This is a genomic window from Lachnospiraceae bacterium (assembly GCA_025758065.1).
Taxonomy (GTDB): Bacteria; Bacillota; Clostridia; order Lachnospirales; family Lachnospiraceae; genus Enterocloster.
The window spans coordinates 1,903,211-1,921,098 of record CP107199.1; the positions used below are offsets into that span (position 1 = coordinate 1,903,211).

General features: G+C 44.9%; 13 protein-coding genes. 11 read left to right on the top strand and 2 right to left on the bottom strand.

Annotated elements, in window-relative coordinates; all coding sequences use genetic code 11:
• Nucleotides 1-20 precede the first annotated feature (20 nt).
• A complete protein-coding gene (locus OGM16_08925) occupies nt 21-1,994 on the bottom strand; it encodes a sigma 54-interacting transcriptional regulator (protein UYJ48313.1) in 1,974 nt (657 codons plus the stop codon).
• Nucleotides 1,995-2,269: 275 nt separating this feature from the next.
• Between OGM16_08925 and OGM16_08930 the strand changes: the two genes are divergently transcribed.
• From OGM16_08930 to OGM16_08975, 10 genes are all read left to right on the top strand, one after another.
• Entirely contained in the window at nt 2,270-3,901 is a 1,632-nt protein-coding gene (locus OGM16_08930) for an ABC transporter substrate-binding protein (GenBank protein UYJ48314.1), read from the top strand.
• Between the two features lie 207 nt (nt 3,902-4,108).
• The gene (locus OGM16_08935; protein ID UYJ48315.1) at nt 4,109-5,074 is read left to right on the top strand and encodes an ABC transporter permease; all 966 of its coding nucleotides are present in this window, start codon (nt 4,109-4,111) and stop codon (nt 5,072-5,074) included.
• A 5-nt stretch (nt 5,075-5,079) separates the two neighbouring features.
• Entirely contained in the window at nt 5,080-5,988 is a 909-nt protein-coding gene (locus tag OGM16_08940) for an ABC transporter permease (protein UYJ48316.1), read from the top strand.
• A 10-nt stretch (nt 5,989-5,998) separates the two neighbouring features.
• Nucleotides 5,999-6,997: an ABC transporter ATP-binding protein gene (locus OGM16_08945; GenBank protein ID UYJ48317.1), complete on the top strand. Its 999-nt coding sequence runs from the start codon at nt 5,999-6,001 to the stop codon at nt 6,995-6,997.
• Nucleotides 6,998-8,002, top strand: a complete 1,005-nt coding sequence (locus OGM16_08950; GenBank protein UYJ48318.1) for an ATP-binding cassette domain-containing protein — start codon at nt 6,998-7,000, stop codon at nt 8,000-8,002.
• 85 nt (nt 8,003-8,087) lie between these two features.
• A complete protein-coding gene (locus OGM16_08955) occupies nt 8,088-9,317 on the top strand; it encodes a M20 family metallopeptidase (GenBank protein ID UYJ48319.1) in 1,230 nt (409 codons plus the stop codon).
• A gap of 235 nt (nt 9,318-9,552) precedes the next feature.
• Entirely contained in the window at nt 9,553-10,719 is a 1,167-nt protein-coding gene (gene iadA / locus OGM16_08960) for a beta-aspartyl-peptidase (protein UYJ48320.1), read from the top strand.
• Nucleotides 10,712-11,803: a M20/M25/M40 family metallo-hydrolase gene (locus OGM16_08965; protein ID UYJ48423.1), complete on the top strand. Its 1,092-nt coding sequence runs from the start codon at nt 10,712-10,714 to the stop codon at nt 11,801-11,803. Before iadA ends, OGM16_08965 begins: the two co-directional genes overlap by 8 nt.
• 226 nt (nt 11,804-12,029) lie before the next feature.
• On the top strand, nt 12,030-12,737 hold the full coding sequence (locus OGM16_08970) for a response regulator transcription factor (GenBank protein ID UYJ48321.1): 708 nt from the start codon (nt 12,030-12,032) through the stop codon (nt 12,735-12,737).
• Nucleotides 12,709-15,288 carry an ATP-binding protein gene (locus OGM16_08975; protein ID UYJ48322.1) on the top strand — a complete coding sequence of 860 codons (2,580 nt, stop codon included), beginning with the start codon at nt 12,709-12,711 and terminating at the stop codon, nt 15,286-15,288. Before OGM16_08970 ends, OGM16_08975 begins: the two co-directional genes overlap by 29 nt.
• Here OGM16_08975 and OGM16_08980 read toward each other — a convergent pair.
• A complete protein-coding gene (locus tag OGM16_08980; protein ID UYJ48323.1) occupies nt 15,282-16,232 on the bottom strand; it encodes a LysR family transcriptional regulator in 951 nt (316 codons plus the stop codon). The two genes, OGM16_08975 and OGM16_08980, sit on opposite strands and share 7 nt — an antisense overlap.
• Nucleotides 16,233-16,331: 99 nt before the next feature.
• On the opposite strand from OGM16_08980, the gene OGM16_08985 reads away from it, so the two are divergent.
• Nucleotides 16,332-17,876 (top strand): altronate dehydratase family protein, encoded by a 1,545-nt coding sequence (locus OGM16_08985; protein UYJ48324.1) that lies wholly within the window; start codon nt 16,332-16,334, stop codon nt 17,874-17,876.
• The last annotated feature ends 12 nt before the right edge of the window (nt 17,877-17,888 follow it).

A 17,888-nucleotide genomic window follows, 5' to 3' on the forward strand; every position in this document is an offset into this window, starting at 1 on the left:
TTTGGCATTATCATAGGGGCTTATTGTGTATTTACCAGTGCTCCCAGCTCTGTGATCTCACAGCCGCCCCGGGTCCTGTGGATCTTAATATATCCGGCATTTGCCAGCCGCTGCAGGCTGGTGCGGATATTGGCCTGGGTCAGCTGCAGCCCTTCTTCATTTAGCTTGTCGCAGAGGAAGGAACGTCCGCTGCGGGGATTAGCAGCGATCAGGGATAAGATCCGGTGCTCTGTTATATCAAGCTGCTGTTCACGCCTGCGGATCTGATTTAAAATATAGCCCGGAAGATCACTTAAAGACAGTGGTTCTCTGTGATAGATACAGGAAAAGTAAGTACAAACATTTTTAAGCTCCAGTACATTTCCCGGCCAGTCGTACTGGTTTAAGAAAGTGAGTACCGGCTCTGTAAGTAGCTGTTTGGAGGTCAGTCCCGGTTCCTGGAAGGCCCGTTTTAAGAAGGTTTCCAAAAGCAGGGGGATATCATTTCTGCGCTGTCTTAAAGGAATGGTATACAAAGATACCGTACTTAACAGGAAAAACAGCTCATCTAAGAATTTCCCTTCCAGAACGCGGGAGTACAGATCGCTGACAGAGGTAACGATCAGGCGCAGGTCCAGAGGCTGGGGGGAACAATTATTTCCCAGCGGGATAAAAAAGCCATTTTTTAAGATACTTAAAAGAAGGCGCTGCAGTTCTGAATCTGCATACTGAAGATTATTGATCAGCAGTGTTCCTCCTTTTGCAGCTTCCAGTGCGCCGGTTTTTTTACGGACACCATTTTCCTGCTGTTCATAGCTGCCAATGAGGGCTGCTTCAGCGGACTCTGACTTCAGGGAAGAAATATTTAGGGAAATAAATGGCCCGTCGTGACGGCGGGAATTTAAATGGATGGCCTGGGCTAAAAGTTCCTTTTCCGTGCCGCTTTCCCCTTCTATAATAATAGGAAAATCATTGACAGATACTCTTCGTGCTGTGTCTAACATATGCAGCTGCAGTGGGTTTACAGTAGAAAAGTAACTGAAATCGCATAATTTCGTAATACGGGTAGGAAACTGGGCATCCTGGAGTGGGTTTGTATGGATCAGGCGTACCTGACGGCTGTCTGCAATGCTGAAGTCCTGAAACCACATGCGGAAAGCTTCTTCTCCATTGTGTACAGCAATTCCGTCATTCTCGCTGGGATAATCATAAATGATCCCGGCCTCTTCTAACAATCTTGAAAAATTTTTTTCCTGAATATTCCGTTCTTTGATCCCGGTCATCCTCAGAAAAAGGGAATTACACAGTTCTATTTTGCCGGACTGGTTTAGCAGGCACAGGCCTTCTGAGGCATTCTCCAAAATTCCCCGCGTGATCTCTTTCATATCCAGAGCCTGGCTTAACTGCTGGTTGGAAAGCTTCTGTATCTGGATAATATGGTTTAAGTAATTTTTTGTAACCTCATCGGCCAGGCTGGAAGGAAGTTTGAAAACGGCGATCAGCTCGTTAATAGTAGAAATATCTACAATACGGTTGCCAATATCGATTACCTGATGGATGAAAGAAGGAACCAGATGAACTTCTCCTGGAGTTACACAATACTGGATATCTTTCCGTACCTCTCCAGTACCCGGAAGATAGGGGAGAAAATGGTACTGGGAAAAGCCATATTCTTTTAACTGTTCCATGATCTCATAGGTGGTGTCCACTGTATCATTGACCAGGTATACAAAAGACCCAGGCGGGATCTGAAGGATGCGTTGGAGATAGGTATGGTTAAATGTACGCATACATACCAGTTGTTTTACAGAATCCGGAATGGAAAAAGGCATCTGTTCTTTTAATTCACCTGTTGTATACAGGATACAGCCTGCATCTTCCATATCCTCCGGCTTCAGGTCAGCAATTCTGGTAGACACAATGGTAAGGTATTGTCCAAAAAGGGAAGAAAGGTAAGAGGCGATCCCTACTTTTGCCACCGGATTCCGGGTCAGGATCAATAGTTTATGCTTCATGTAAGTAATCCTCCTTATTAGGTTGATTATATATCGATAAAACAAATAAAACAACCTAAAGACAATAAAAAATAAATTTTAATAAGAAAAGTGTTGTATTTTCTGTACGGACATTTGACAGCGATATAAAGAATCGTATAGAATGGTCACTAAAGCAAGGGCGCTTTGAAAACAGTCAGGGAACTGTGCATGCGAGAAGTGTGCCCTGCTTTTTCTATATAGTCTTCCCGCAAGGAAGGCTGGCGGAAAAAGTAAGATAGAGGAGGATATGAAAAATGAAGAAAAGAGCTTTATTAGTAGCACTTGCAGCAGCAATGGCAGCAAGCCTTGCAGGCTGCGGCGGATCTTCTGCATCCAGCACCACAGCAGCTGGCAGCGCAGCAGAAAGCAGTGAAGCAGCTGGAAACACAGCAGCAGACGCTTCTGGAAAGGACAGCCTGGTTATCGTAACATCATCTGATGTACTGTCTATGGACCCATACAGATATGATGAGGGACCTACAAACCAGATCATGCTCCATATCTATGAGGCAATGGTTGCCCAGAATGCAGATATGTCCTTTGGTCCTTGTCTGGCAGAAAGCTGGGAGACCTCTGAGGATGGTTTAACCTGGACCTTCCATTTAAGAGAAGGCGTTAAGTTCCATGATGGTGATGTAATGGATTCCGGCGACGTTGTTGCATCTATCAATCTGGCTTCCAATCCTGATTCCCCATCTGCATACAGCAGCTACACATCCAGCTTTGAGTCTGTGGAAGCACCTGATGCAAATACCGTTGTTATTAAGACTGAAAAACCAAACCCTTTAATGCTGTTTAACGTTGCCCAGCTGTATGTATTAAAACAGGAAATTGCAGAAGTTGGCACAGAAGAGCAGGTTGCAGACAATGTAATTGGTACCGGCCGTTACAAATTCGTAGAGCAGGTTAAGGAAGACCATATCGACCTGGCAGCAAACGAAGATTACTGGGGCGAAGTTCCGGCTATTAAGAATGTACGTTTCCGTCCTATTACAAATGAAGCAACCAGAACCGCTACCATGCTGACTGGCGATGTTGATTTTACTATTGACGTATCTGCAAGAGATATTGACCGTCTGGATGCAACTGAGGGTATCAGCGTGATCAAGCAGAAGGGTCTTCGTGAGATCTACCTGAACCTGGACAGCCGTGAGGATTCTCCTCTGTTCCCTGGACAGAAAAATCCAATGTCTGATGTCAAAGTAAGACAGGCTATGTATCTGGCAATTGATGAAGGAACCATTATCAAGAACATCATGAATGGATGCGCATATGAAATGAACTCTGTTGTTCCGGAAGATTATGTAGGCTACACCGAAGTTACCCGTGAAGCATATGATCCTGAAAAGGCAAAACAGCTGTTAGCAGAAGCTGGATATCCAGATGGTTTTGAAGTAACCTTAGATGCTCCAAATGACCGTTACATGAACGATGAGCAGATCGCCCAGGCAGTAGCAGGTTATCTTGAAAAAGTAGGTATCAAGGTTAATTTAAACCTGATGCCAAAGGCTAACTTCTTCAGCTACATTAAACCATTAGAGAATAAATCCATGTTCTTAATGACCGGATGGTCTGATGCTTCTGGTGATGGACTTTCTCTTATGCACGATATGCTTTACACCTATAACCGTGAGGCAGGTGATGGCGGTGTCAACAGAGGCCATTACTCCAACGCACAGGTAGATGCCTTAGTTGATCAGGCATTCACTGAGATGGATGATACCAAGAGAGGTGAACTGGTAGCAGAGGCTGACAAGATCTCAAGAGAAGATTATGCATACATTCCGCTTCACTTTGAGCAGGATACATATGCGATCAAGGATACTTTAAATTACACCCCAAGAATGAACAAGTATGTATATGCATGGGAGTTCTCTTATAAATAAACGTTAGGTAACAAAGTAAAGGGGCCGTGTAAAATTAAACGGCTCCTTTTCATTAAAATATGCTCCCGGGATTCGCCGGAGCCCCAACATCCTCTCTGTACCTGCGTGTGCAGCTGACGGTGATGATCCAAACCAGCCGCAAAGGCAGGTGAAGATGAGGATAAAAGGAATATTAGATACTCTGATGATAACAGGAGGTAAGATTTTATGATAAAGTATGTTGTAAAACGGTTTGTGCAGATGATCGTGGTACTTTTTATAGTATCTCTTCTCGTATTTCTGCTGACCAACTTTATCGGTGACCCGGTTGATATGCTGGTACCGGAAAATGCAACCCTTGAACAGATCGAATCCGCAAGAACCAGATTGGGACTTGATAAGCCCCTTCCCGTTCAGTATGGTATTTTTATCAGAGATGTGCTTCATGGCAATTTTGGTAAATCTTATATATATGGAAAACCTGCTATGGATCTGATCTTTGAACGTATGCCTGCGACTCTTGAATTAGTTGCTGTTGCAGCCTGTCTTGTACTGTGTATTGCCATTCCTTTAGGTGTATATGCAGGTGCTTATCCTAAGAGAGCCAGCAGCAAGCTTATTATGTCCGGTTCTATTTTAGGTATTTCTCTTCCTTCCTTCTGGGTTGGCATGATGATGATCTACATTTTTGCAGTTGTTTTAAGACTGCTTCCGGCTTCCGGCCGTGGAAATACGGTAATGGTGGGAAATGTAGCTTTAAGCATTTTTGCTCCCGGAGGTATCCGTTATGTCATTCTTCCGGCAATAACACTGGCCCTGACCAATGTGGCTACCATGCTTCGACTGACCCGTTCCGGTATCCTGGAAAATATGCGTCAGGATTATATTAAGTTTGCAAGAGCAAAAGGTGTTCCTGCCAAGTCCATTCTTTTTGGACATGCTTTAAAGAATGCGCTGATCCCGGTTGTTACTATTTTCGGTATGGATCTGGGAAATATGATCGCGTTCACCACCATTACAGAGACCATTTTTGCATGGCCTGGCATGGGCAAGCTGCTTATTGATGCTATTAATAAATCAGACAGACCTATTATCGTGGCTTATCTGATGGCAGCAGCCTGCATGTTTGTGGTGCTGAACTTTATCGTTGATATCTTGTATACACTCATTGATCCTAGAATTGAATTGAGGTGATGAACATGGAAGAGAAAGTAACCATTGAAAAAACAGGATGGTGGAAAAGCTTTTTAAAGTCTGAGTTTTTCTATCACTATAAACACAATATTCCAGCCATCATCGGAAGTATCCTGGTGGTAGTTGCAATCCTGGTTGCAGTATTTGGACGTTTCCTGGCTCCGCAGAACCCATATGACCTGACTGCCATCAGCCTGGCAGATTCTTATCTTCCACCGGTATGGTTAGACGGCGGAAAAGCCGGATTTTTTCTGGGAAGTGATGAACAGGGCCGTGATATTTTAAGTGCCATTATCTATGGTAGCGCAAGTTCCATTATGATCGGTCTGGTAGGCATGATCTGTTCCTGTGCCATTGGCACCACACTGGGACTGTTAGCAGGATATTTTGGCGGCAAAGTAGATGCTGTTATCATGCGTATTGCAGATGTACAGCTGTCTTTCCCATCAATGCTGATCGCATTATTCATCATGTCCGTATTTGGACGAGGCGTGGGAAAACTGCTCATCGCCCTGACTATGGTAGGCTGGGTAACTTATGCAAGAACAGTCCGCGGTGAAACACTTTCCGTTAAAAAAATGGAATATGTGGAAGCAGCACGTACCATTGGCCTTCCAAACCGCATTATCATTATAAAACATGTACTTCCAAACGTTATCAATTCCATTATCGTTTTAGCAACTATCCAGATCGGAAGCTTTATCCTGACAGAGGCAACCTTAAGCTTTTTAGGTGTTGGTGTGCCGATTACACAGCCTTCTTTGGGACTGCTTGTAAAAACTGGTTTTGATGTATTGTTCTCAGGTCTGTGGTGGGCATCTGTGTTCCCAGGTCTGTATATCATGCTGATCGTATTCGGTATCAATCTTTTAGGTGACTTCTTAAGAGATGAGCTGAACCCGAATCTGAAATAGGAGGTGCGGTATGGAAGATAAAGTATTATTAGACGTACAGGGATTAAAAACATATTTCCACACCTTCAAGGGCGTGGTAAAAGCAGTAGATAATGTAAGCTTCAGCTTAAAAGAAGGTGAGATTTTAGGTATCGTAGGTGAGTCCGGAAGTGGAAAGTCTGTTACCAGTTTCTCTATTTTAAAGCTGGTAGAAGATCCGGGTGTGGTAGATGCAGACCATATCATGTTTGATGGAAAAGACCTGGCAAAGATCAGTGAAAGAGATATGTCAAAGATCCGTGGAAAAGACATTTCCATGGTATTCCAGGATCCTATGACATCTTTAAATCCTCTTTATACCATCCAGAGACAGATGGAAGAGGTGCTGATCCTTCATGAGCCACAGATGAACAAGGCACAGAGAAGAGAGCGCTGTATTGAGCTGCTCCATGCAGTAGGCATCCCAAATCCGGAAGAACGTTTAAAAGAATATCCAAACCAGTTTTCCGGCGGTATGCGCCAGCGTGTTATCATTGCCATTGCACTGGCTACCAACCCGAAGCTGCTGATTGCAGATGAGCCTACTACTGCCCTGGATGTTACCATTCAGGAACAGATATTAAAGCTTATGAAAAAGCTGGTGAAGGAGCATAATACATCTCTGATGCTGATCACTCATGACCTGGCAGTTGTATCCCAGATGGTTGACAAGATCAATGTTATGTACTGCGGAAAACTGGTAGAGACCGGAAAGACAGAGGATATTATTTATCATAATGCACATCCATACACTGAGGGACTTTTAAATTCCATTCCAAAGCTGTATGAGGACAGAGACCGTCTGGACTATATTCCCGGTATGGTTCCAAATATGTTTGAGCTGCCGGAAGGCTGTTATTTTGCACCAAGATGCAAATACTGCCAGGAGATCTGCCGCCATGAAAAGCCGCAGATGCAGGAAGTGGGACCGGGCCATATGGCTGCATGTCACTTCCCACTGTTAAAGAAAAAAGAACAGGAGGAAGCATAAATGGAAACATCTGAGACACTCATTGAAGTGAAAAATGTATGTCAGGAGTTCCACCTTACAAAAGGCCTCCTGCAGTCCCTTCGTTTTGAAAAGGGAAAGCTTGTAAAAGAAGATAAAGTAGTCCATGCTGTAAATGATGTAAGCTTTGAGATCAAAAAAGGGGAAGTTTTCAGTCTGGTAGGAGAAAGCGGCTGCGGTAAATCTACTACAGCAAGAACCGTTATCCGCCTTCTGGAGCCAACCTCCGGACAGGTACTCTATAAAGGAAAAGATATCAGCCACTTAGGACCAAATGAGCTTCTTCCTTACCGCAAGAGTATGCAGATGATCTTCCAGGATCCTTATGCATCCTTAAATCCGAGACAGAGAGTTGCTGACATCATTATGGAACCTCTTCTGTTCCATGGCATTGCAAAGACCAAAGAAGAAGCAAGAGAACGCTGCATGAGTATTTTAGCCCGTGTTGGTTTAAGACCGGAGCAGGCTGGAAGATATCCTCATCAGTTCTCCGGCGGACAGAGACAGCGTATTGGTATTGCAAGAGCCTTAGCTGTAAATCCGGAGTTCATCATTGCCGATGAGCCGGTATCCGCTCTGGACGTATCCATTCAGGCCCAGATCTTAAACCTGTTAATGGATCTGAAAGATGAATTTAATTTCTCTTATCTGTTTATTGCACATGACTTATCAGTTGTACGCCACATCAGTGACAGACTGGGCGTTATGTATCTGGGAAGTATTGTGGAAATGGGAGATAAACACACCCTTTTCACCAATCCGGTACATCCGTATACCAAGGTGCTGTTTGCAGCAGTTCCTACTGTAGGCGAAAAGCCGCTGGTTCAGGGAATTGATGCAAAGGGAGAGATCCCAAGCCCTGTAAACCTTCCAAAGGGCTGTTATTTCAGCGACCGATGCCCATATGCTACCGACCGCTGCCGTCAGGAAAAGCCGGTGCTGCGTGAAGTAGAACCAGGACATATGGCTGCTTGTCATCTGCTTTAAGCTGTAATTAAGTAAGGCTGCAGGCGCCATTTGGATACGTCTGCAGCTTTTTGTATACACATTTTATTTTTTGGAGGTGTGGATCATGACAGAAATAAAAGGGATTTCTGTGGATGAATGGAAGAAAAAGATCTGTGAGGAAGCAGAACGGTTAAGACCGCAGCTGATCGAACTTTCCCATAGCATCCATGATGAACCGGAGATCGGTTTTCAGGAGTTTAAATCATCTGCTAAAATATGTGATTTTCTGGAAAAACAGGGATTTGAAACAGAAAGAGATTATTGTGACCTTCCAACATCCTTTAAGGCAGTGAAAAAAGGAACAGGAAAAGGCCCGGTAGTGGCGTTTTTGGCAGAATATGATGCTTTAAGAGGCGTAGGACATGGCTGCGGCCACAATGTGATCGCCACCTGTGCTTCCGGTGCATTTGCTTCTCTGGCAAAAATATTTGTGGAAATGGGAATTGCAGGAGAAGTAAGGATCATTGGAACTCCTGCAGAAGAAGGAGGTGCCGGAAAGGCTATTATGCTGGAACGGGGCGGCTTTGATGGAGTGGATTTTGCACTGATGATCCATCCCACCTGTGGCGGTGAAAGCAGGAACTATATTAACCGGAACGGAAGAGCTTCCGGAAGTCTTACCATTTCCTTTACAGGACAGTCTGCCCATTCCTCTGCACCGGCAACTGGCATCAATGCCCTGACAGCGGCTATCAGCGTGTTTAACCAGATCGATATGCTGCGTCCGTTATTTGAAACAGAGGACAATGTAAACGGTGTTATTTTAGAGGGCGGAACTGCTTCTAACGTAATTCCGGGATTTTCCAAATCGGAGTTCTGTATCCGTGCGGCTACCATGAAGCGTATTGATGAGCTTCAGAACATGATCATCGGCTGTGCAAAACGTGCAGAAAGCCTTACAGGTGCAAAGGTACAGATCCAGTCAGAACCGATCTATGCAGAGCGTTATCCATGTCTGCCCATCTGTGAAGATTTTAAGGAAAATATGGCCCGTGTAGGTATCAGCATGTGCCTGCCGGATCCAAAACTGCTTTTTGGTTCTTCTGACATTGGAAATGTGTCTATTAAGATCCCGGCGATCCACGATTACCTGTCTATTACAGATGAAGAGATCCCGGCACATTCCAAAGAATATGCCAAAGCAGCAGCAGAACCGGCTGCAGATGAGATCTGCATCAAGGGGGCACAGGGACTGGCAATGACCGGTCTTGACCTGCTGTTAGATGAAAGCCTTCGTCAGGCGGCAGCAGAGTACCATGAAAAAGTCGTACCGGACTTCTACAAAGAAAAGTAAAAGATGGATATCCGGTCCGGACGCAGCTGCGTCTGGAAAATTTGGATGTCCTCTCGGAGTCTTTCCTGCACCTGCCTTTGTGGCCGATTTTCCGCCAGTCGCACCCGAATTTCATCAACGTACGCACCGCATACGCCTCAGAAATTTGGGTACAACTGACAAAAAATCTTCTCACAAAATCAGGTACAGAAAGATTCCGAGAGAACATATAATATATTTAGGAGAAAATATAACCATGATATTATTGAAACAGGCTGATGTATACGCACCGGAACACCTTGGGATCAAGGATGTTTTAGTGTGCGGAGGAAAGATCGAGGCAGTAGGAGATAACCTGGAAGGAGGTACCGGCTGTCAGGTCATCGACGCAAAGGGAATGCGCTTAACACCTGGTCTTATTGACCGCCATGTACATGTAACAGGAGGCGGCGGAGAAGGAAGCTTCCACACAAGAACACCTCAGATCGAACTTTCTTCTATTTTAAAGGCAGGTATCACCACTGTGTTAGGACTGCTTGGAACCGATGATATGTCCCGCAGTGTAGAGGATTTGTTAGCAAAGGTAAAGGCATTAAAGGAAGAAGGCATTACTGCCTATGCTCTCTGCGGTGCCTATGGCTATCCGCCGGTGACCTTAACAGGAAGCGTAAAGAAGGATATTGCCTTTGTAGATGAGATCATGGGCTTAAAGCTGGCGCTTTCTGACCACAGGGCGCCAAATATTTCAGTAGATGAGCTGATCCGTTTAGGAAGTGATGTGCGTACTGCAGGCATGATCGGCGGAAAGCCTGGATTTATCGTTTTACATATGGGAAGCGGAAAGAAAAAATTAGGGCCTGTATTTGAGGCGCTGGCTGAAACTGATATCCCTGTAAAGACCTTCCAGCCTACTCATATGAGCCGCAACCATGAACTGTATCTGGATGGACTGAAGCTGGCAAAAATGGGCGGTTATATTGACATTACCTGTGAAGACTTTGTAAATGGCGAGCCGGTCATCGGACATGATCCAATGCCTGCACTTCTTGAAGAGGCAAAGGCAGCAGATGTTCCTATGGATCACATTACCTTCAGCTCTGACGGTCAGGGAAGCTGGTCCAGCTACGATGAAGCAGGCATGTTAAAAGAGATCGGTGTTACGGATGTGGGAAATATGTATGCACAGATGTGTTCTTTAGTTACCAGAGGCGGCTTTGACTTTGCTGAGGCACTGACCTATTTTACATCCAATGTTGCCAAAGCGCTGGAGATCGAGAAGAAAAAGGGGCATATCGTGGCAGGTGCTGACGCAGACATCCTGCTGATCAAAGATGACTTAACATTGGATACCGTCATTGCAGGCGGCCGTAAGATGATGGAAGGAGGAACTCTTCTTGTAAGAGGAACATATGAACATGATTGATATCAATGTATTAAAGGACCTGACCAATGCCTTTGGCCCAAGCGGATTTGAGGAAGATGTAGTAAGGGCGGTAAGGGACCACTGCACAGGCATGAGCCTGACCAATGATGCCATGAATAATGTATACGCAAGAATCGGCGGAAATGCAAATGGAAAAAAGCCGGTGCTGATGCTGGATGCCCATACAGATGAGTGTGGCTTTATGGTACAGGGGATCATGGAAAATGGTCTGTTAAGCCTGATCATGTTAGGTGGAATGGACTTGCCAAGTATCCCGGCACATACCTTACTGGTACGCACCAGAGCTGGAAAGCTGGTAAAGGGCATCACCACCTCCCGTCCGGTGCATTTTATGACGGATAAAGAAAAGAGCGCACCGCTTGACATCCGTGAAATGTTCTTAGATGTAGGCGCATGCAGCAAAAAAGAGGCAATGGAAAGCTTCGGTATCAATATCGGTGATCCGGCTGCTCCGGAAGTTGCATTCGAGTATGATGAAGAGCATGGATTATGCTTTGGCAAGGCCTTTGACAACCGTATGGGCTGTGCCTGCATCATCCACACATTAAGAGCATTACAGGCAGTAAAAGATGACCTGGCAGTAGAAGTAGTAGGTGCATTCGCTTCCCAGGAAGAGGTTGGTATGAGAGGCGCGACCGTTACCTCTGCACAGGTACAGCCGGATCTGGCTATCGTATTTGAGGGCTCTCCTGCAGACGACTTCTACTACAGCCCTGAAAAATCCCAGGGCGGCATGCATAAAGGCGTACAGATCCGCTGCATGGATAAGAGTTATATTACCAATCCTGCATTCTTAGAGTATGCACATGAACTGGGCGATACCATGGGTATCACCTACCAGGACGCAGTAAGAAGAGGCGGCAGCACCAACGCAGGCAAGATCAGCCTTGCAGGAAAAGCCGTACCAACCCTGGTACTTGGCATTCCAAGCCGTTATGTACACAGCCACTATAATTTCTGTGCTATCGAAGATGTAGAAAGCACCGTCCGCATGGCAGTTGAGGTTATCAAGGGACTGAATGAGGAGAGAATTAAGCATCTGATGCATCAGGATATCCTGTAAGAGTTTCTAAAAACAGGATTTTGGAAAAATCTGGGAAAATGTGAAAAAGGGACTGCTCTGGTGTGGCCTGCGGGCCGCGCCGGGTGGTCCTTTTTTTGCATTCTCCCCGCCTACTGGCGGGAGAAGCCCTACTGTGATATAATTCTTTAGAAAAACTTTCATTTTTTATGAAGCGCCTCTTTCAAATTCATTGCTACTATATAAACCGTAAGGAGGAAATGAGTATATGAACGGAGACAGTATCCTTTTAGTAGAGGATGACAAAGAAATACGCCAGGGAGTGGAAATTTTCCTGCGCAGCCAGGGATACCAGGTATTTCAGGCAGAAAACGGCCTTGAAGGCTTAAAGATCCTGGAAGAAAGGCCTATCGACCTGGCAATCGTAGATGTGATGATGCCGGTAATGGACGGTATCACCATGACTGCGAAACTGCGGGAAAAATATGACTTTCCGGTGATCTTCCTTTCGGCAAAGACAGAAGAGGTAGATAAGATCCTGGGACTCAACATAGGAGCAGATGACTATGTGACAAAGCCATTTACCCCCATGGAACTGATGGCAAGAGTCAACTCCCAGCTGCGCAGATATCACCGCTTCTTAGACCGGTTAAATTCCGGGCAGAAGGAAAATCCAAAGATCCACCAGGTGGGCGGACTGGAAGTCAATGAGGAAACAGTGGAAGTCAATGCAGACGGTAAAAATGTAAAAGTGACTCCCATTGAATTCAAGATCCTTCTCCTTCTCATCCGCAATCCGGGAAGAGTTTTCCCGGCAGAAGAGATCTACGAAAGAGTCTGGAACGAACGGGCGATCAACACAGATACTGTCATGGTCCATATACGCAACCTCCGTGAAAAAATCGAAGTGGATCCAAAAGATCCGAAATACATAAAGGTGGTGTGGGGTGTTGGATACAAACTTGAAAAACAATGATGATCTGGAAATGAAAAATGTTGGAAATGAAAATGTTACAAACGGAAATGTTGTAAAGAAAAATCATAATTGGAAAATTCTAGGAATTATAGCCATGATACTGACGGTTTTTATTGCGGCAGGTGCTACGGTGGGGCTATATCCCTATATGGAAGAGAAAGCTGCAGAATTCAACAGCAGGAACCGCAGGCAGGAAACAGAAGCAGCAGGCGGGTTCGGAAATCTGACCACCCAGGTGATGAATTTCAGCTACGTTCTCTGGCATCAGCAGAAACAGGAAGAAAATGGTGGTATCCTTACTTATTCCCAGACATTTCTCACAGGAGATGGGGCCGGGGCTATTCTGGATACGACAGATGCGCAGAATGTGCCGGAAACACCGGACACGGACCATACAGCAGCCGGTGCAGATGCCACAGAAAATACAGATGCAGTGACCGATGGGGCTGCAGCCGATCCATCCCTTTCAGAACAGCAGACAGATGAAAGTGAGAACGCAGAAGTTTATGGTGCAGATGTTACAGAAACAGGAGAAGACATTCCGGCTCTCAGAGAAGAAATAACAGATCTGATCGATGAACTGGGAACCAGCTGGAATAATCTTTATAACCAGTACAATGAACGTATCTCCTATGCGGTCATGGACCCACAGGGCGGCTACCTGCGCAGCAATGTAAGTGCTCCTGAGGAAATATTTTCCCGGACAGTAGCAGACAATGAACTTCAGTTTACCGTACATTTTGATGAAAATGGCAGACTGACTGTGTCAGGTGTAACAGGTCTTGAAAGCAACTGTTCAGGCCTGATCCGTTCCATTGGCCGTTTTGAGTTTTATGATCCCCTGGCTGCAAGACTTAATAACAGCTACCGCAGATCTGGTCTGGAATTCAGTGGTCCGAAAAATATGACCATCAAATTCCGGTGTCAGCCGACTCAGCTTGGAAGCTGGAATGAGGAAAAGCCACGGAATGCATATGCTTATGATAATTATGATTATCAAAGCGGTCATGGATTTATCACCGTTGTTGCATATGTAAGCATGGCAGTCCTGGTGGCAGCACTTCTTATCCCTTTTATCCCGGGAATGGAAGTGGTCAAAATGAAAATATTCAGCTGGTCACTTGAGCCTCTTTGCGTTATCGGAGTGGGCTGGCTGCTGCTTTTCTTAAATATGGAGATCCCGTTAGGTATAGTACGCAGCTTTATGGCGGGAACTCTCCAGGCAGAGCTGGCAAAAGCAGGCTTTTTACCATTTATGGCCAATGCTCTGGCCGTTGCAGCTAATTTCCTGTTCTGGGTGGTCATTTACGGAATGTTTTACTGGGGAGTTACTAATTTACGTTCCTTCTTCAGTTTAGGACCATGGCGCTACTTTAAAGAGCGCACCTGGGTTGGAAAATTCCTTTGCTTCTGCAAACACTGGGTATGCACAGGTCTGGATCTGTTCTCCCAGACAGACTGGGAAAGCAGGTCCAGCAAGATCATCGGAAAGGCAGTGCTTGCAAACTTTGTGATCCTTGCATGCATCTCCCTGCTGTGGTTCTGGGGCATCGGCGCGCTGATCCTTTACTCTATTGCATTATTCTTCCTGCTGAAGAAATACTGGGGAAAGGTGCAGGAAAAATACCACAGACTCCTTAACTGCATCCAGGAAATGGCAGAAGGCAATCTGGACGTAAAAGAAGAAGAAGACTTAGGAATTTTTGAGCCATTTAAAAACCAGCTGTTTAAGGTGCAGGAAGGCTTCAAAAAAGCAGTGGAAAAAGAGGTGAAAAGCGAGCGCACCAAAACCGAGCTGATCACCAATGTTTCCCACGACTTAAAAACACCATTGACTGCCATTATTACTTATGTAAACCTGTTAAAGCAGGAAAATATTACCGAAGAAGAACGAAACTCCTACATCCAGATCTTAGACCAGAAATCCATGCGCTTAAAAGAGCTGATCGAAGACCTGTTTGAGGTAAGCAAGGCGGCAAACGGTACCGTAGTCCTTCATCCAGAAGAGGTAGATGTGGTCAGCCTGTTAAAACAGGTCCATTTTGAACTTTCCGATAAAATAGAAGCCAGCGGCATTCAGTTCCATTTTGACCTGCCAAATGAGCGCCTGGCGGCGTCCTTAGACGGCCAGAAGACCTGCCGTATCTTTGAAAATCTCCTGGTGAACATCACCAAGTATGGCATGAAAGGCACCAGGGCCTATATTAAGGCAGAAAAAGACGGAGAATATGTACAGGTAACATTGCGAAACATCTCCGCAGAAGAACTGAAGATCTCACCGGAAGAGCTGACAGAACGTTTTGTAAGAGGGGATGCGTCCAGAAATACAGAAGGCTCCGGTCTTGGTCTTGCCATTGCAAGAAGCTTTACCGAAGTCCAGGGCGGCACCATGAAGATAGAGGTAGAAGGAGACCTGTTCAGGGTGATCCTTCGCTGGAAGTTAAAGGATGGCAGTGAAGAGCCGGAAGAAACAATCCAGGAAGGATCAGTCCAGGAAAAGTTAGTTCAGGAAGAACCAGAAGCAGATGATCTGGATACGTCAGATCAATAGATATAATTTTTATAATAAGCCTGAAAAAGATCAATAAAGGCCTTCTGGGCTTTGGATAAATAATTCTTACCTGAAGTAACGATATCAAATAACCGCGCAGAAGCAGGAGAATTGATCTTATAATAAGACATTTCTGGGTGTGCGTTAGTCAGCATCCAGTCACTGATAAAAGCTGCCCCGATCCCGGATCTGGCCAGATGATAAGAGGTTACCAACTGTGATACCTCCATGGTGATATTGGGAGTTATTCCTGCTTCTTTAAAAAAAGTCATACTCCGTTTACGAAGATTGTTGCCTGGAGTAAGCAAAATAAAAGGTGTATCTGTAAACGCTTGTAAAGTAATAGAAGGGCAGTCCGGATCCTCAAATTTACGTGCCAGGACATCCTGAGAAGAAAGGGCTGTTTTAGTGAAAAAACGGTTTACAGAAAAATGGCTTGGAACAGCTAACAGGATCGTATCCTGAAAGGAAGGAGAACGACGCAGTTTATCAGAAGGATCAGGAGTACAATTAAAGGTTAAGTCTATTTTGTCATTTTTTAACATATCAATCAGTTCCCAGGAACCAGCTTCAATAAGTTGAAGACTGATCCCCGGGAACTTTTTTTTGTAAGCTGCAATAACAGGGGGAAGAATATAGGCATTAAAATAATGAGTTCCGCCAACACGCAGATGTCCTGTTTTCAGATCAGTCAGGTCATTCAGCTGCATGGCAAGCTCCTGCTCTAAATGCTGGATCTGTTCAATTTTTTGAATATAGATCATGCCGGCTTCAGTTAGTTCCAAGGGCTTTTTGTCCCGGTTGAATAAGGGCATTCCTACTTCATGTTCTGCTTTTTGAACGGAAATGCTTAAAGCAGGCTGGGTTAGGAAAAGCTTTTCGGCTGCTTTTGAAAAGCTTCCGCATTGATAAACAGTGTAAATATATTTCATTTCCGGCTGCATGAAATCTCCTTTTGTGTATAAATTCAATTTATAATAACATAAAAACCATAAAATTGATTTTATCATATAGCAGATCTATACTGATGTCAAGAGATACAGATGAGCAAAAAAATGAATGTAGCAGGAGGAAAGAATATGAAGGTAGATGCACTGATCATGGATCCAAAAGACAATGTAGTAACCTGTGTAAGAGATGTAAAAGCAGGGGAAGTGGTACATTACCGCAGCAAAAATGAGGATCTGGAAATTTTAGCAAAAGAGGCAATCCCATTTTCCCATAAGATCTCACTGACAGATCTGGAGGAAGGACAGGAAGTTATCAAATATGGAGAGCTGATCGGAAAGACTACAAGAAAGATCAATGCAGGATGTCTGGTAGATCATAACAATATTTACAGCGTGCCCCGTGACTATGAAAGCGAACTGGTAGAAGAAAAGGGAGAAGAGCCTGTTGAGATTAAAAAATCAGAAAAGGGAGAAAAGATCCAGTTTCTGGGATACCGCCGTTCTGACGGAAGAGTGGGGATCCGCAACCATGTACTGATCCTTCCAGCCTGTGCCTGCGGAAGTGAGTCAAGCCGTATTGTTGCAAGCCAGGTAAGAGGGGCTGTAAATATTGTATTTAATACGGGATGTTCAGATGTGGCAGATAATACAGCCATGTCTCAGAAGATATTAACTGGTTTTGCCTGTAACCCAAATGTATACGGAGTCGTGATCATCGGTCTTGGATGTGAAACGGTAGGACATAAGCAGTTAAGAGAAAAGATCCAGAAGATGACAGATAAGCCAGTAGTGTCTTTCGGAATCCAGGAAGAAGGCGGTACCTTAAAGACCATTGAAAAGGCTACAAGAGCAGCAAGAGAACTGGCAGCACAGGCTGGTCTCGTAAGAAAAGAATGGTGCGATATTTCTGAACTGATTATGGGAATTGAATGTGGCGGATCAGATGCTACATCTGGAATTGCTTCCAATCCGGCAGTAGGAGAGTTAAGTGATCTTTTAGTGGATCTTGGTGCATCTACGATCATGAGTGAGTCTATTGAATGGATCGGTGGAGAACATATTGTGGCAAAACGAGGAGCAACACCTAAGATCCACAATCAGGTGATCCGTGTCTGTGAAGAATATGAGAAACATTTAAAACAGGCAGGACAGGACTGCCGCGCAGGACAGCCAACACCTGGAAACAAAGCAGGAGGCCTTTCTACACTGGATGAAAAGAGTCTTGGATGTATCCGTAAAGGCGGAACAAGGCCGATCGTTGAAGTTTTGGAGCAGGCGGTACGCCCGAGCAAACATGGTGCCATTGTTATGGATACAGCAGGATATGACATCTCTTCTGTTACATCCATGGTAGCAGCCGGATGTGCCTGCGTCATATTTACAACCGGACGCGGAACACCAACAGGAAATGCTATTGCGCCAGTTTTAAAAGTAACAGCCAATAAACGGACTTATACGCACATGGAAGATAACATGGATGTGGATTTAAGCGGGATCATTGAGGGTACGAAGACAATTGAAGAAAGCGGAAAAATGCTTTTAGATGAGATTGTTCAGGTCTGCAACGGAAAACTGACAAAGGCAGAGGCGTATGGATTTTCTGATATTGCGGTAGACCATGTATGCAGATTTGTATAAAAAACGGGGGGA

Bases quoted from the DNA above. Each gene is read 5' to 3' on its own strand.
- OGM16_08945 (UYJ48317.1), top strand. From the start codon at position 5,999: ATGGAAGATAAAGTATTATTAGACGTACAGGGATTAAAAACATATTTC.
- OGM16_08935 (UYJ48315.1), top strand. From the start codon at position 4,109: ATGATAAAGTATGTTGTAAAACGGTTTGTGCAGATGATCGTGGTACTT.
- OGM16_08930 (UYJ48314.1), top strand. From the start codon at position 2,270: ATGAAGAAAAGAGCTTTATTAGTAGCACTTGCAGCAGCAATGGCAGCA.
- OGM16_08965 (UYJ48423.1), top strand. From the start codon at position 10,712: ATGATTGATATCAATGTATTAAAGGACCTGACCAATGCCTTTGGCCCA.
- iadA (UYJ48320.1), top strand. From the start codon at position 9,553: ATGATATTATTGAAACAGGCTGATGTATACGCACCGGAACACCTTGGG.
- OGM16_08925 (UYJ48313.1), bottom strand. From the start codon at position 1,994: ATGAAGCATAAACTATTGATCCTGACCCGGAATCCGGTGGCAAAAGTA.
- OGM16_08980 (UYJ48323.1), bottom strand. From the start codon at position 16,232: ATGCAGCCGGAAATGAAATATATTTACACTGTTTATCAATGCGGAAGC.
- OGM16_08970 (UYJ48321.1), top strand. From the start codon at position 12,030: ATGAACGGAGACAGTATCCTTTTAGTAGAGGATGACAAAGAAATACGC.
- OGM16_08950 (UYJ48318.1), top strand. From the start codon at position 6,998: ATGGAAACATCTGAGACACTCATTGAAGTGAAAAATGTATGTCAGGAG.
- OGM16_08955 (UYJ48319.1), top strand. From the start codon at position 8,088: ATGACAGAAATAAAAGGGATTTCTGTGGATGAATGGAAGAAAAAGATC.
- OGM16_08940 (UYJ48316.1), top strand. From the start codon at position 5,080: ATGGAAGAGAAAGTAACCATTGAAAAAACAGGATGGTGGAAAAGCTTT.
- OGM16_08985 (UYJ48324.1), top strand. From the start codon at position 16,332: ATGAGCAAAAAAATGAATGTAGCAGGAGGAAAGAATATGAAGGTAGAT.